General features: G+C 38.4%; 14 protein-coding genes. 7 read left to right on the top strand and 7 right to left on the bottom strand.

Translation table 11 applies throughout. The annotated features are described in order from the left end of the window. On the top strand, positions 1-1,707 hold a 1,707-nt coding region (locus UC75_RS11615), incomplete at its 5' end, for an ABC transporter permease (protein ID WP_228137311.1). Positions 1,708-1,717: 10 nt separating this feature from the next. Here the strand turns inward: UC75_RS11615 and UC75_RS11620 are convergent. Then, the gene (locus tag UC75_RS11620) at positions 1,718-2,527 is read right to left on the bottom strand and encodes a rhomboid family intramembrane serine protease (protein ID WP_049837688.1); all 810 of its coding nucleotides are present in this window, start codon (positions 2,525-2,527) and stop codon (positions 1,718-1,720) included. A gap of 76 nt (positions 2,528-2,603) precedes the next feature. Between UC75_RS11620 and mtgA the strand changes: the two genes are divergently transcribed. Beyond that, entirely contained in the window at positions 2,604-3,281 is a 678-nt protein-coding gene (gene mtgA / locus UC75_RS11625; RefSeq protein ID WP_004793982.1) for a monofunctional biosynthetic peptidoglycan transglycosylase, read from the top strand. A gap of 105 nt (positions 3,282-3,386) precedes the next feature. Next, positions 3,387-5,468 carry a polyphosphate kinase 1 gene (gene ppk1, locus UC75_RS11630; protein ID WP_004793981.1) on the top strand — a complete coding sequence of 694 codons (2,082 nt, stop codon included), beginning with the start codon at positions 3,387-3,389 and terminating at the stop codon, positions 5,466-5,468. Positions 5,469-5,527: 59 nt separating this feature from the next. On the opposite strand, the gene UC75_RS18865 is transcribed toward ppk1, so the two are convergent. Then, positions 5,528-5,656 carry a hypothetical protein gene (locus UC75_RS18865; protein WP_081399186.1) on the bottom strand — a complete coding sequence of 43 codons (129 nt, stop codon included), beginning with the start codon at positions 5,654-5,656 and terminating at the stop codon, positions 5,528-5,530. A gap of 57 nt (positions 5,657-5,713) precedes the next feature. On the opposite strand from UC75_RS18865, the gene UC75_RS11635 reads away from it, so the two are divergent. After that, positions 5,714-6,304: an SPOR domain-containing protein gene (locus tag UC75_RS11635; protein WP_049837689.1), complete on the top strand. Its 591-nt coding sequence runs from the start codon at positions 5,714-5,716 to the stop codon at positions 6,302-6,304. Between the two features lie 29 nt (positions 6,305-6,333). Here the strand turns inward: UC75_RS11635 and oxyR are convergent, their stop codons facing one another. The 4 genes from oxyR to rubA all read right to left on the bottom strand — a co-directional run bounded on the left by oxyR (position 6,334) and on the right by rubA (position 9,687). Continuing rightward, the gene (oxyR, locus tag UC75_RS11640) at positions 6,334-7,242 is read right to left on the bottom strand and encodes a LysR family transcriptional regulator OxyR (RefSeq protein ID WP_004793979.1); all 909 of its coding nucleotides are present in this window, start codon (positions 7,240-7,242) and stop codon (positions 6,334-6,336) included. A gap of 6 nt (positions 7,243-7,248) precedes the next feature. Beyond that, entirely contained in the window at positions 7,249-8,193 is a 945-nt protein-coding gene (estB, locus tag UC75_RS11645) for an esterase EstB (protein WP_005303349.1), read from the bottom strand. 53 nt (positions 8,194-8,246) lie between these two features. Continuing rightward, entirely contained in the window at positions 8,247-9,428 is a 1,182-nt protein-coding gene (gene rubB / locus UC75_RS11650) for a rubredoxin reductase RubB (protein ID WP_013198616.1), read from the bottom strand. Positions 9,429-9,522: 94 nt separating this feature from the next. Beyond that, complete coding sequence (gene rubA, locus UC75_RS11655; RefSeq protein ID WP_000760495.1) at positions 9,523-9,687, bottom strand: rubredoxin RubA; 165 nt, start codon at positions 9,685-9,687, stop codon at positions 9,523-9,525. Between the two features lie 435 nt (positions 9,688-10,122). On the opposite strand from rubA, the gene UC75_RS11660 reads away from it, so the two are divergent. Beyond that, the gene (locus UC75_RS11660; protein ID WP_049837690.1) at positions 10,123-10,563 is read left to right on the top strand and encodes an SRPBCC family protein; all 441 of its coding nucleotides are present in this window, start codon (positions 10,123-10,125) and stop codon (positions 10,561-10,563) included. Between the two features lie 51 nt (positions 10,564-10,614). On the opposite strand, the gene UC75_RS11665 is transcribed toward UC75_RS11660, so the two are convergent. Further along, the gene (locus UC75_RS11665) at positions 10,615-11,103 is read right to left on the bottom strand and encodes a YqiA/YcfP family alpha/beta fold hydrolase (RefSeq protein WP_004793973.1); all 489 of its coding nucleotides are present in this window, start codon (positions 11,101-11,103) and stop codon (positions 10,615-10,617) included. Between the two features lie 258 nt (positions 11,104-11,361). Between UC75_RS11665 and lysS the strand changes: the two genes are divergently transcribed. After that, a complete protein-coding gene (lysS, locus tag UC75_RS11670) occupies positions 11,362-12,891 on the top strand; it encodes a lysine--tRNA ligase (protein ID WP_004793971.1) in 1,530 nt (509 codons plus the stop codon). Positions 12,892-13,076: 185 nt separating this feature from the next. Further along, positions 13,077-14,461, top strand: a 1,385-nt coding sequence (locus tag UC75_RS11675) for a capsule assembly Wzi family protein (protein WP_049837843.1), incomplete at its 3' end; no start/stop codon positions are given.

Genomic DNA, 14,461 nt, shown 5'->3' on the forward strand with positions numbered 1-14,461 from the left:
GATACCTTTTTGCAATTAGCCAATATTTTAACGATTTTGTTGTGTGGAATTGCCATCGCTTTAACGAGTCAAAGATATGTTCAGCAAAACCAAGATCATATTGCACTTCTCAGATGCTTAGGAGCCAGTAAGTTCCAAATTTTATGGGCCTATATTGGATTGCTTTGTATTGTCAGTGCGATTTCAATTGTGATGGGCAGCCTATTAGGTTTAGTCATGGGGTATGGCTTGCTGCAACTTATGCTGCAATTAATTCCTCAATTAGAGTTAAGTTTTTCGCTAATACCACTTTTACTTGGACCTTTACCAATTGCTATTTTTACAAGTGTGATTGTGCTGCTCGGTTTTATTTTGCCAAGCATTTGGGAGCTTTTAAATACACCTCCAATTCGAGTGATTCGTGAAGAAGCCAAATCTCGAAAATCATTATTCTTTATGTTTTTTGCTGGCATTAGCAGCCTGATTGTTTTTAGTTTGGTGTTAAGTGAAAACTTGATGCTCAGCATTATGGTTTTGGCGGCGATTATTGTTCTTTGTATTTTGGTGTATACCGTTGTTTGGCTCGTGCTTCGTAGTTTAAAAAAGATGAAAAATCGTTTGTCTTTTTATATTCGGTCGCCCTCACAAAGTACCTTACAAATTACTGCACTGGCGTTAGGCTTAAGCCTCATTACTGTATTAAGCGTATTAAGAACAGATTTATTACAGCGTTGGCAGCAACAGCTTCCTGAAGGAACGCCTAATCAATTTGTATATGGTTTACCTCCATTCGATTTAAAACCTTTTGAGCAGCAATTAAAGCTACATGGTTGGCAAAGCACGCCGCTCTATCCAAATATCCGAGGCCGACTGGTAGCAAAAAATGATGTACCTTTTTCAGAAGAAGCAATAAAACAAAATAACTCTTTGCGCCGTGAATTGAATTTAACCCAATCAAATCAATTACCGAATGACAACGCAATTACACAAGGACAAACCCAGTTTAATGGCGTGGGGCAAGTTTCAGTCGAAAGTAAAACTGCTGAAAGTTTAGGAATCCAAATTGGAGACAAGCTGACCTTTAGCCTGCCCGACGGTACATTACAAGCCAAAGTTGTGAATTTCCGGAGTGTAGAGTGGGAAAGCTTTAGCCCTAACTTTTTCTTTATTTTTTCACCTAAAACCTTAGATGAAAATGCTGGAAGTTATTTAGGTAGTTTCTATGTACCTAAGCAAGATCAACCTAAAATGATCAATATTATTCAGCAATTTTCAAATACAGTATTTATTGATATTGATCGAATTTTAGATGAAGTAAAACGCTTAATGAATGTCTTGGTCAAAATAGTGACTGTACTGGCAGCGTTGGTTGGTTTTTCAGGCGTATTAGTACTGATTGCATGTTTAAACCTATTAATGGATGAGCGCCGTCGGGAAGTCGCTTTATTGCGTTCATTTGGTTTATCTAAAAATAAAATGAAGCAAATGCTCAGTTTTGAGATTGGGTTTCTTGGTCTGTTAGCAGGCATAGTTGCCTGCTGTTTTGCGGAAGTGATTAGTGCGATTGCCAGTTATAAAATGAATATGGCAATACAGTGGCATTTTGAAATATGGCTGATTTTACCTCTTGGCATGATGCTGATCTGTGCATTGATTGGTCGTTATCGACTCGGTTATCTTTGCAACTTACCGCCTTTACAAAGCTTAAGAGAGTTAAATCAGCTTTAACTTAAGGAACTTAAGGAATAATTCCGGGGTTTTGGATGATGATTTCATGCCATAGCGGAAGTAAAGGTGAGTTGAGTTGTACACAGTACATATAAAAACCACCCGTAATGATTACTGCGCCTAATAAGCCTAAAATCTTGAGCACACTTTTAAACTTACTGACGTAGCTTAAATACCACATCAGTGCAAGGAATGCTCCAATAACCATGCCGCCAATATGTGCGGCATTATTAATACCAGTTGCGACAAAACCAAAAATAAGGTTGATTGCCATAATCATTAATAATGCTTTTTTATCGAGTATGTAAGCTTGATGCGGAAGGGGTGGAAATAAGGAAAGTACGGTTAACGCAGCACCTAATCCCATTACGGCGCCTGAAGCACCTGCACTGACATGAGGAAGTAAGCTCTGGTCAAAATGTTGCAGTAATTCATGTCCATTTTGAATGGTCAAATAACTACTTAAAAGGCTTCCGAATAAACCAGCAAGTAAATACATGCCTATAAAATAGAAGCGACCAAATAGTGACTCGGCAACATTACCGAAAATATATAAGGCCCACATGTTGAGCATGAGATGGACTAAACCAAAATGAAAAAACATGCTGGTAAATAGACGTTCAGGCTGCCCAGAAAAAGTAAGTGGTGTAAAATCAGCTCCCCAATGAATAGCATCTTTCATGGCTGGGTCACTAATATCGACGCCAGATAGAATTTGCCAGGCAAACAAACCTACGTTAATTGTGATGAGCAGGGCGGTCAGCCACCAAGTTTGTACATTGAGTTTACGATTAATGTGCGGAGGCTGATATTGAGTCATGCTATGCTTTTGTTATATATGAACATGCTTTACAGCTTAACATGAAAAAAGTTGAATACAGGAGATCAGGACGAACATGAAAGCTTTTATTGTTCGCGTGTTGTTAATTTTTATTGGGGCGATTCTCCTTATTCAACTTTGGATTTTTTCGAGTTTGGTCTGGTGGCGGACACATGAAGTGGATACGACCATGTTCATGCGAATTGATTATTGGTCTGATACATCAGAGCCAATTGTCCATCAGTGGCTGGACTATGATGATATTAGCGATAATTTTAAACATGCAATTTTAGCGGGTGAAGATGCAAAGTTTATCCATCATCATGGCTTTGACTGGCAAGGTATCCGTTTTGCCCTTGAGCGAAATAATGAAGAAGGTGAGGTAGTTGCGGGTGGTTCTACCGTGTCTCAACAGCTTGCAAAGAACTTGTTTTTATACAACAAACGTTCATTTATTCGTAAAGGTCAAGAAACGGTCGCGACTTGGATGATGGAGCGGATGTGGTCAAAACGCCGAATTCTTGAGGTATATATGAACTCAGTTGAATTCGGCAAAAATTTGTATGGTGTTGAAGCAGCCGCTCATCATTATTATGGTAAAAGTGCTAAAAGCTTAACGCGTGAACAAGCCGCATTCTTAGCTGCATTATTGCCTGATCCGAAATATTATCAAGATCACCGTAACGATCATAAACTACAATATAGAAAACGCGTTATTTTACGTTATATGAATAGCACCCAGATTCCTGAATAAAGCTGTTTTAAAGATGTGTAAATTTTTTAGTTTTTACCAAATTGTCATATTTTTGCAGCATACTGGTTTATAGAGATTTTGGCTGGATAGAGAATAGAGTTAGACATGAATACAGCGATTACAGCAACAACGACCCCAATAGAATACAGTTATAATGACCGTTATATAAATCGTGAATTGTCTATTCTTGACTTCCATTTGCGTGTATTGGAGCAAGCGGTAGACCCTTTACATCCATTGCTTGAGCGAATGAATTTCTTGCTCATTTTTTCGCGTAATCTCGATGAGTTCTTTGAAATTCGTGTTGCGGGAGTGATGGAACAATTTTCTCTAGGCAATGAAAGTCGTAGCCCTGATGGTCTTACCCCAAGACAGGTTTTACAAAAAATCTCTGAAACTGCTCATGCTGCGATTGAGCGTCAATATCGAATTTTAAATGAGGAAATCTTACCTAAACTACGTGAAGAAGATATTTGCTTCCTACGTCGTGGTGAGTTAACTCCAGCCCAATCTGCTTGGGTGAAAAAATATTTTCAGGAACAAGTTGCACCTGTATTGACCCCAATTAGTCTAGATCCAGCACACCCGTTCCCTCGACTTGTTAATAAAAGCTTGAACTTCATTATTACGCTTGAAGGTAAAGACGCTTTTGGTCGTCAAATTGATTTGGCTGTTGTGCCTGCGCCACGTTCATTACCACGCGTTGTACGCCTACCAGACGAATTAACAGGTGGTAAAGAACATCATGTGATGTTATCGGCAATTATCCATGAACATGTGTCTGATTTATTCCCGGGAATGACAGCAACTGGTTGTTATCAATTCCGTGTTACACGTAATGCAGACTTAGCCCTGAATGAAGATGTTGAAGACTTAGCTAAAGCATTAAAAGGTGAATTAAGTTCTCGACGTTTTGGGCGTGCAGTTCGCTTGGAAGTAACCCATAACTGCCCACAGCATATTTATGAGTACTTACTTGAAGAGTTCGATTTAACCGATGAGCAATTATATAAAGTTGATGGTCCAGTAAACTTAGCTCGTCTAGTTTCAAACTTTAAACGTCCTCATTTGCGCTATGACTCTCATACGCCGGTTGTGCCTAAAGTGTTTAAAAAGACCGAGAGCATTTTCTCGGCCATGCAGAAGCAAGATATTTTACTGCATCATCCGTTTGAATCTTTTGCTCCTGTGATTCAGCTACTTCGTGAAGCTGCTCGCGATCCGCAAGTATTAGCAATTAAGCAGACGTTATATCGTAGTGGTGCTGATTCTGAGATTGTGCAAATTTTGGCAGAAGCGGCGCGTAATGGAAAAGAAGTTATTGCCGTTATTGAATTACGTGCTCGCTTTGATGAAGAATCAAATATCGAAGTAGCAAACGTTTTACAAGAAGCTGGGGCAGTCGTTGTTTACGGTATTGTAGGTTATAAAACTCACGCCAAAATGATTATGGTGGTGCGCCGTGAAAATAATAAATTGGTACGTTATGTTCATTTAGGAACGGGTAACTACCATGCGATGAATGCCCGAATTTATACCGATTATGGTCTCATGACCACAGATAAAGATCTGTGTGAAGACGTACACCGTATATTCCAAGAGTTGACCGGCATGGGCAAAATGGCGAAATTGAAAAAGCTATTACATGCACCGTTTACTCTACATGCTCAGCTCATTAACTTTATTGATGAAGAAATTGCCAATGCTAAAGCAGGCCGTAAAGCTCAGATCATTGTTAAAGTAAATGCATTAACCGAAGTCCAGTTAATCAATAAATTGTATGAAGCTTCTCAGGCGGGTGTTCAAATTGACCTGATTATCCGTTCGATTTGCTGCTTACGTCCAGGTTTGCCGAACCTGTCGGAGAATATTCGAGTGCGTTCAATTGTAGGACGTTTCCTTGAGCATACTCGTGTTTATTATTTTAGTAATAATGGTGATGCGCGTATTTACTGTTCAAGTGCAGACTGGATGGACCGTAATTTATTTAATCGTGTTGAAGCATGTTTCCCTGTTGAAGACCCTGCATTGAAAAAACGTATTTATCAACAAGGTTTGGTAAATTACTTACAAGATAATCAACAGGCTTGGCTGCTACAAGGGGATGGTACGTGGATTCGTGCTGAGCCAGCAGAGGGTGAAAAATTGCATAATGCTCAAAGGGCATTATTAGAAATCATTAAATAATGAACTTTATAGACTAAATAAAAGCCGACATTTTGTCGGCTTTTTTAATTGACTGAAATTCAAAGTAATTTAGTTAGTTTTTCTAAATGGTTGCTGGATAAACGATAATAATTTGAAGCACTGCAATATGTTTTGAAAATATGTGATTTTTTACATAAAACATTGAATTTTAAAAATATACAAATCACGAGAAATCTACTTTAATACGCCGCATTAAATATACTTAACTTTGGTAAATGAATAAGATGCAATGCTTTATTAGAAGTTTACTTATTAAAATACTTTTGGGGATAATACCAGTGACCACTTACGCAGATCAGAAGTGTTATGGAGATATCATCGTATTTCAAAGATTTGATGATCAAGCGATATATCCTTATTTTGTAAATCCTTCTAATGATAAAGCTAACAAAAGTGGAGAGAAAAATAAAAAAATAGTCATCCAAAAAAGAAAACCAAAACAAGATGAGTTTTTAGCCCAAAAAAAAATTGAAGATGTTCACACCAAGAAAATAGAAGAAAAGAAAAATTTTGACAGTAAAAAGCAACTTGATGCAGCTGTCGCTAAAGAAATCTTGGAAAATGGTGAAAAGAAATGGATGGTACAAGTTACGCTAGCCTCTAATCAAAATAAGGCAAATACGGTTCAGTCGCAATTAGAAGCAAAAGGGTATAAGGTTGTAACTAGTGCAACGACTAAAGGTATACGGGTCATGGTAGACCCTGCAAACGACTATGCCATTGCACAAATTATTAGAGAAAAAATTATTGCTGATAATAGTTTGAATATGCCATCTGCTTGGGTGTTTAAGTGGGCATCTTTAACGCCGCAATAAAATAAAAAGGAGTCCGAAGACTCCTTTTTTTATTCATGTATTCTTGTCGTGATTTTTTGCATAATTTGCAGTAATACATCGAACTCACTTTGCAATGGTGTACTTTTACGAGTCACTAAAGCTAAAGTACGGCTCGGAGCATCTTCAATTGGTTTTGCAGTAATCTGATCATTAAACTTGATCATACTATTTTCAATTGCAATTTCTGGTAAAAGCGTAAAGCCTAAATCAGAAGAAACCATTTCAACTAACGTTGGTAAAGAACTTGCTTTTAAACGGTTGTCGTTTTTACGCTCACCGATAGGGCATGCACTTAAAACGTGGTCACGTAAACAGTGACCTTCTTCAAGCAAAATTAATCTTGATAAATCAAGATCATCTAGAGAGTTGGCTTGAAGAGCATTTGTATCTTGTTTACTACATACAAGGTACAAATTTTCTTTCGAAATTTCAGCGACTTTTAGGCCTCTAGTGTCAAACGGTAGAGCAAGAACGATCATGTCTAGATTACCGTGTTCTAAACGCTCTACAATTTTTTCACTTTGTGCTTCATGCAAATGCAGCTGAATTTTAGGCAACTGCTGATGCACTTCATCAAGTAACCGTGTCAGGATAAAAGGTGCAATTGTTGGAATAACACCCAAATGCAAATCACCCGTTAACGGCTCACTCATTTCACGGCTCAAACGCATTAAATCTTGAGCATCTGCTAGTAGTACACGGGCGCGAGCAACGACTTGTTCACCTAAAGGTGTTAAACGCACATTCTGGCGATCACGTTCTACCAAAACGCCACCTAATAACCGTTCAAGCTCCATGATGCCGCCTGATAAAGTCGATTGAGTGACAAAAGAGCGGCGTGCTGCTTCAGTAAAATGCAAAGTTTCCGACAACGTAACTAAATATGATAGCTGTCTTAATGAGGGTAATGCAGCCATAGTGTCCTAGTCTGATGATTTAAAATGATGCGCAAATAAACCGCTAAGCTGTGGAATAAAATGTGCAGGGATATCATGCCCCATTCCATCAATTAATTCAAACTTAGCACCGGAAATTGCTTTTGCTACAGCCTTACCGTGGCTAGGCGGAAGTAAGCGATCACGAGAGCCATGTAGGACTAAAGCGGGTTGCTTAATTTCACGGTCGAGTTGTAGTAAAGAGCCTGTACATAATATTGCTAAAAACTGTTGAAGTACACCAGCAGGATAGTAGCTACGTTGATAAAGCTTACGTGCTGTTTGTATTGCTTCAATCTGGTTGATATAACCAGGTGAACCAATCAATTGAAATAGTTTTAAACTATGATTAACAATACCTTCTTCGTCACGCGTCTCGGGTTTACCAATTAAACTCAAAAGTTGTTTCGGAAAAGGCGGTGGTAAAAAAGGCTGGTTATTGCTTGTAAACATAAGCCCTAACTTCTCAACCTTTTCTGGATATTTTGCTGCGAGAATTTGAGCAATCATCCCACCCATTGATGCACCAATTACATGCGCTTTGTTCACGCCTAAACGATCAATCAGCATGGATACATCATCTGCCATATCATGCAGTGTATAAGGTGCACCCTGATTAGCGAGTCCAAGTGCAAAGCGACCCATCAATTTGACAGTATTTAAGCGTTTACCTTCGTGACGTACTTTTGAAGAAAGGCCAATATCACGGTTATCAAAACGAATAACACGAAATCCTTGATCAATCAGCGATTTACAGAAAAAATCTGGCCAAAAAAGCATTTGGGCGCCAAGACCCATAATCAGTAAAATGGTTGGATGCTCTGGCTTTCCACCGACTTCTACATGTAACTCAATTCCATTGCCTAAGTTGACTTTGGTTTCTTGCATGAAAGATGTATACGGTGAAATGTTAAACTGTAAGGCGCTATTCATGTTATTCATTCCTTAAAGGAATACTCTCTAACTGAGTATTCCTGATACAAACCTTATGCTTGGGCTGGAATAAGATCTGGAACAAGCTTTGTTAAAGTTAAGCGTTGTTTACCTGCGGTTGCACCTAACAATACAAAACCACGCAATGTTCCTTCATTGTCAATTGCTTTGGCAAGCATACCATCGTCGAACTCTTCTGTTTCCCAGTTCACTTCTACATCAACCGGAGCTGGCAAAACTGTAAGTGGGGCGGCTGGCGTTTTTACTGCAACTGGCATAGCAGGGTAGTGCACAGCAGTTTGTTGTCCACTGAGTGTTTTAGCGAGAGCACGAGCCTGTTGCATAATCGGCATTACATATGGCAGTAAAGTACCGTTTACCTCTGCGCAATCCCCAATTGCGTAGATGTCTGCTTGATTTGTTTCCAATAAACCATTGGTAATAATTCCACGGCTTGTTTGAATATCTGCACTTTTAGCAAGTGAAATATTTGGCTGTAAACCAATTGCAGAAAGAACAAGGTCCGCAACCAATGTTTGTCCGTTTGCGAGTGTTATCGCATAGTCTTCGCCATTATTAATTTTGCTTACTTTTTCAACCGTGGTTCCAAGTGCAAATTTTACTCCAGCTTCCTCAAGATTTTGCTGGAAAGCAGAAGCAATATGTCCTGGAAGTAAACGGCCTAATGGTTGAGGAGCTAAATCAATCACAGTGATGTCATATTCACTATGCAGTAAGTCGTTGGCAAATTCACAACCAATTAAACCAGCACCTAAAATAACAACACGTTTATCTTTACGCTGAGCTAGATTTTCACGGAAAGCGCGGTAATCAATCAATGAGTTCACGACATGAATGTCATCGCTACCATCACCTGCAATTGCAAGGCGAATTGGGTTAGCACCTACAGCTAAAATCAGTTTTGAATAGGGTTGATTCGACGTTACCCCATCCTTTTCTAGAACAAGTTCATGGCGTTCAGCTAAAATCTCTTTTACAAAAGTAAAAGGCTCAATACGCATATTGAGTTGAGTACCCATTTTAGCAGCATCACCTAAAGGAATTTGTTCTGGTGCTTTTTTACCTGCAAATGCATTTGATAATGTTGGCTTTGCATAGTTCACTGCATCATCCGCACAAATCATCACAAGTTCTTGCTCTGGGCTAAGCTTACGGAACTCACGTGCCAAGGTATAACCCGCCATGCCTGATCCGATAATGACGATAGGATGCATTTTTTTCTCCAGAGTTAGAATTATTTATTTAATACGGTGATTGGTAATATTCGTAAAAAAGACCATGTCAATCATGGCCTTTTACTTTACGCTCTTAGATTTCGATCATTTCGAAGTCAGCTTTTGAAACGCCGCAATCAGGGCAAGTCCAGTCATCAGGAATATCTTCCCATTTTGTTCCAGCTGCAATGCCGTCTTGTGGCCAACCTTCCGCTTCGTCATAAATCCATCCACAAACGATACATTGATATTTTTTCATGAGACTCTCCGCACTGATAAGTTTGCTCAAAGCTGCCTTTCAGTAAAACTATTCCATCTATTAATAATGTAACTACGATCCGGTCAATAATAACCAATGTGCCTTTGATCGGATATCAAATTTTTACGCAGTTCTACATTCAAAGTAAAGTAAATAACGGAGTTTAATCATTCGTAAGCAAAGATGAATGGCAGGTTAGGACAAATAAGTGGTTATTTAGGCAAAACTTCGCCATAAACTAATAATAATTAATGCATTCTTACAGTTAATTTTATTTGCGAAAATATCATGAAATAAAGAGTGCCAAATTATTTAAAAAATTCATCTCATATGAAAGCTAAATAACAACAAACTACGATGCTACAGAATGTCATTATTAAAATCGAAAATTAAAATTTGCTGTCATTAAGACGGTATAAATCAAGGAAGTAAAATATGGAAAATTTAGTATATGAAGTGGAAATTGATGCTCCTATAGAAAAAGTGTGGGACATACTTTGGAATAGCGAGACATATAACGCTTGGACGAAATTCTTTGCACCCGATTCCTCAATGCGTACTGACTGGCAAGTAGGTGGAAAAACTTATTTTCTTGATGGCGAAGGAAATGGGATGGTTTCTACAATTGAACAAATGCAAAAACCGGAAATATTGATTTTTAAACATTTAGGAATGATTAAAGAAGGTAAAGAAGATTTAGAAAGTGAAGAAGTTAAAGGTTGGAGTGGTTCTCAAGAAAAATATTTTCTAAACCAAACAGATAATATAACCACTTTAAAAGTTGAATTGGCCACTTTACCCGAATATATGGGCATGTTGAAAAGTGGCTTCGTTCAAGGTTTTGATGTGGTTAAAAAAATGGCGGAAGCGAAATAAAGCTTCTTTAAATCACATATAAACCAGTTTTTATAATCAAACGATAGAAATCTAGGCCAAATATTTTTTATAAATTTTTATAATCAGATCATTAATTCGAGAAGGATAGGCCAAGCGATGATGTCCACCTTCAAACGTTTCAATATTCATGTAGGGTGCAAGTTTTTCTTGGACCTGATACATATCAAGTTGCTCATCTCCTAATTCTAAATAGGCCATTTTAGGATTAGAGAGCATGAGTTCATCTTCAGAAAGTTGAGGGTAGTCTGCCCGAAAATTAGGGGTAAGACTTGGATTTGCCACAATCACTGCTAATTTATGTTGAGCAGCAGTTTTTAGAGCCCAATAGCCTCCAATGCTATGACCCACCAGTAAATCTGGTTTGATCGTCTGAATAGCCTGATGGTAAAAGTACTCAACAGATGCATAACTTAAGTTACGATAATCGACGTCAATACAAAATTTTTCAGGATGTAAAATGGCATGGAACTTTGTCGATTCCCGGGAAGAATCCAAGCCATGTAAAAATAGAATTTTCATTATTTACGACACAATCTCATTGATAAAATAAAAGGCAAATCGGGCCTTTTGAATATCGAGGTTATTTGGATTTTTTTATATTTTACTAAATGCTTTAAAAAATGATCTTAGCGATTGGTCTAAGTCACTTTGCCTTTAAAAAGTAGTGTTTTGTTCTATAAAATTGTCTTTTTTCATTTTTGTTTGATTGAAATCATTCGAAAAACTCCTGCAATCTGTTACGATATAGCACTTAATTTTTACTTAATCGAGGCAGAGATGACGCAACAAAACGCTCAATCGACTTCTGAACCAACTATTTCCGAAAACGATTTAATTGCACAGCGTCATGCCAAATTAAAGCAAATCCAAGATGTTGCGAAGGAAACTGGAAAGAGTCCTTGGCCGAATACGTTTAAGCGTGAACACTACGCAGCTGATCTACAAGAACAATTTAAAGATCAGTCGAAAGAACAAATTGAAAGCGCTGAGCATGTCTATGTAAAAGTGGCTGGCCGTGTCATGTTAAACCGTGGTTCTTTCATGGTTATTCAAGATATGACAGGTCGTATTCAGCTATATGTTGACCGTAAAGGCTTACCAAAAGATATTCTTGAGACTATTAAAGGTTTAGACCTTGGTGACATTATTGCTGCCGAAGGTTATATCGGACGTTCAGGAAAAGGTGACTTATATGTTCATCTTGAAGGTTTTGAACTTCTTACAAAATCTCTTCGTCCGTTACCAGATAAATTCCATGGCTTAAATGACACAGAAGTTAAGTACCGTAAACGTTACCTTGACTTAATTGTGAATGAAGAAACACGTAAAACTTTTGAAATCCGTGCCAAAGTTGTTGCAGGTATTCGAGCATTCTTAAACAATGAACGTTTCATGGAAGTTGAAACGCCAATGATGCATGTGATTCCGGGTGGTGCGTCTGCGCGTCCGTTTGAAACACATCACAATGCTTTGGATATGCCTTTATTCTTACGTATTGCACCTGAGCTTTATTTAAAACGTTTGGTTGTTGGTGGTTTCGAACGTGTGTTTGAAATTAACCGTAACTTCCGTAATGAAGGGGTATCAACGCGTCACAATCCTGAATTTACGATGATCGAATTTTATCAAGCTTATGCTGATTATAAAGACTTGATGCAATTAACTGAAAACATGCTTGAAAAGTTGGCTTTGGATATTTTGGGTACAACTGATGTCCCTTACCAAGGTGAAGTGTTTAGCTTCAAAGGACCATTCAAGAAAATCTCTATGTTTGATGCGATTTTAGAGAATAACCCACAATTTACGCCTGAAAATGTTGGTGATCGTGAGTTCCTTGCTCAATTTATTCGTGAAGAATTAAAAGAACAAGTTAAGCCTGGTTTTGGTTTAGGTAAGCTTCAAACGATTGTATTTGAAGAAACTGTTGAAACTAAACTTCGTCAGCCTACATTTATTACTGAATATCCAGCTGAAACGTCTCCACTCGCTCGTCGTAATGATGACAATGCACATATTACTGATCGTTTTGAGTTTTTCATTGGTGGCCGTGAATTGGCAAATGGTTTCAGCGAGTTAAATGATCCAATTGATCAGGCTGAGCGTTTCCAAGCTCAGGTTGCTGAAAAAGACGCGGGTGATGATGAAGCAATGCATTACGATGCAGAATTCGTTGAAGCGCTTGAGTATGGTTTACCTCCTACAGCAGGGGAAGGTATCGGTATTGACCGTTTGGTGATGTTATTTGCCGATGCTCCAAGTATTCGTGATGTAATTTTATTCCCTCATATGCGCCGTAAAGAAGGTTAATCTTCTAAAGGCAAGAAGGCAGTATTTATACTGCCTTTTTTTATTACTTTTATATCTCAAAAACTTACCTATCTACACTAATCTTAAAATAGCGTTAAAAAATGTAATTGCACAGTTTAACAATTGCAAAGTTGTGATAAAAAATTTAAGGTGTTGCTCATAAATAACTTTGAGAATTGGCTGGCATGTTTCTAAGAAAAACACTTTCGATTGCAATATTGGCAACTGCTTCATCCGCTATTTTTGCACAAGGTTTAGTGCTAAATAATGAGGACTTACGTACAGACTTAAATTGGTTGAATCAACAAGGTGTTATCAAGATTAGCACCTCAACTTGGCCGTTAAGTGGTGATGAAATCCAGAGAGCCCTCTCTCAAGCGCAAGTGACGCATCCAGCTCAACAAAAAGTTATTAATTCAGTTCTTGATGCATTAAAAGCAGATAACGATACGGTTAAAGTGGGCGCTTTTGCTGAGACCGATAGCAAAAATATTCCGCAAGCATTCGGTGATAACCAAAAAGCTCAATATCAAGGTTCTTTAGAGTTTAATGCTGGTGGTGAAAACTGGGATGCAAAAATCCGAGTAAATGCAGAAAAAGATCCACAAATTGATAATGGGCAAGATGTGAATGTTGAAGGCTCATATGTTGCTGGTAAACTTTGGAATCAGTGGATAGTTGCGGGTCAAATTCCAACATGGTGGGGTCCTGGCCATGATGGTAGCTTAATTCGTGGTGATGCTAGCCGCCCAGTTTATGGTGTAACAGCACAACGTGCTGTGCAAAATGCTTTTGATACAAAATGGTTATCTTGGATTGGACCTTGGCAATACCAAGCTTTTGCTGGTCAATTAGATGACTACAAAGCAGTCCCAGACGCAAAGTTAATTGGATTGCGTGTAACTGCACAACCATTACCCTATATTGAGTTGGGTGCATCGCGTGCTATTCAATGGGGCGGTGATGGACGTCCTGAAAGTTTTAGTTCTTTATGGGATGCATTTGTCGGCAATAAAGATAACGGTGGAACGGGGGAACCAGATCCATCTAACCAAATTGCTGGCTTTGATGGCCGATTATTATTACAACCGCTATTCCAAGTTCCAGTTAGCATATATGGACAATATGTAGGTGAGGATGAGGCTGGTGGCTTACCTTCTAAGAAAATGTACTTAGCAGGTGTGGACTATTCATCTAGCTACAATAACTTGCCTTATCAACTTTATGCAGAATGGGCGGATACACGAACTAATGGTGATGTAAGAGGTATCTCTTATGCTCATAATGCAACATATAAAGATGGCTATTACCAACATGGTTACCCATTAGGCCACGCGATGGGTGGTGATGGACAAATGTACTCAGTGGGTGGTGATATCCGCTTTGATGTCATGAACCGTTTAAGTGGTCGTGCAATGGTGGTTAAAGTTAATCAATCTAACTTGGCAATCAATAAAGCATTCCCTAAAGACGATGAAATCAAAGCCCTTGATTTAACTTGGACGCATTACATCAAACCTGATCTTCCATTAAAAATTAATGGCTGGGTAAGTGATTCTGATCTAGAAGG

The organism is Acinetobacter sp. V2 (assembly GCF_001188385.1).
In the GTDB taxonomy this organism is placed as follows: domain Bacteria; phylum Pseudomonadota; class Gammaproteobacteria; order Pseudomonadales; family Moraxellaceae; genus Acinetobacter; species Acinetobacter oleivorans.

What these genes read in the sequence shown, in the direction of transcription:
- UC75_RS11620 (WP_049837688.1), bottom strand. Translation starts at nt 2,527, where the DNA reads ATGACTCAATATCAGCCTCCGCACATTAATCGTAAACTCAATGTACAA.
- mtgA (WP_004793982.1), top strand. Translation starts at nt 2,604, where the DNA reads ATGAAAGCTTTTATTGTTCGCGTGTTGTTAATTTTTATTGGGGCGATT.
- ppk1 (WP_004793981.1), top strand. Translation starts at nt 3,387, where the DNA reads ATGAATACAGCGATTACAGCAACAACGACCCCAATAGAATACAGTTAT.
- UC75_RS11635 (WP_049837689.1), top strand. Translation starts at nt 5,714, where the DNA reads ATGCAATGCTTTATTAGAAGTTTACTTATTAAAATACTTTTGGGGATA.
- oxyR (WP_004793979.1), bottom strand. Translation starts at nt 7,242, where the DNA reads ATGGCTGCATTACCCTCATTAAGACAGCTATCATATTTAGTTACGTTG.
- estB (WP_005303349.1), bottom strand. Translation starts at nt 8,193, where the DNA reads ATGAATAGCGCCTTACAGTTTAACATTTCACCGTATACATCTTTCATG.
- rubB (WP_013198616.1), bottom strand. Translation starts at nt 9,428, where the DNA reads ATGCATCCTATCGTCATTATCGGATCAGGCATGGCGGGTTATACCTTG.
- rubA (WP_000760495.1), bottom strand. Translation starts at nt 9,687, where the DNA reads ATGAAAAAATATCAATGTATCGTTTGTGGATGGATTTATGACGAAGCG.
- UC75_RS11660 (WP_049837690.1), top strand. Translation starts at nt 10,123, where the DNA reads ATGGAAAATTTAGTATATGAAGTGGAAATTGATGCTCCTATAGAAAAA.
- UC75_RS11665 (WP_004793973.1), bottom strand. Translation starts at nt 11,103, where the DNA reads ATGAAAATTCTATTTTTACATGGCTTGGATTCTTCCCGGGAATCGACA.
- lysS (WP_004793971.1), top strand. Translation starts at nt 11,362, where the DNA reads ATGACGCAACAAAACGCTCAATCGACTTCTGAACCAACTATTTCCGAA.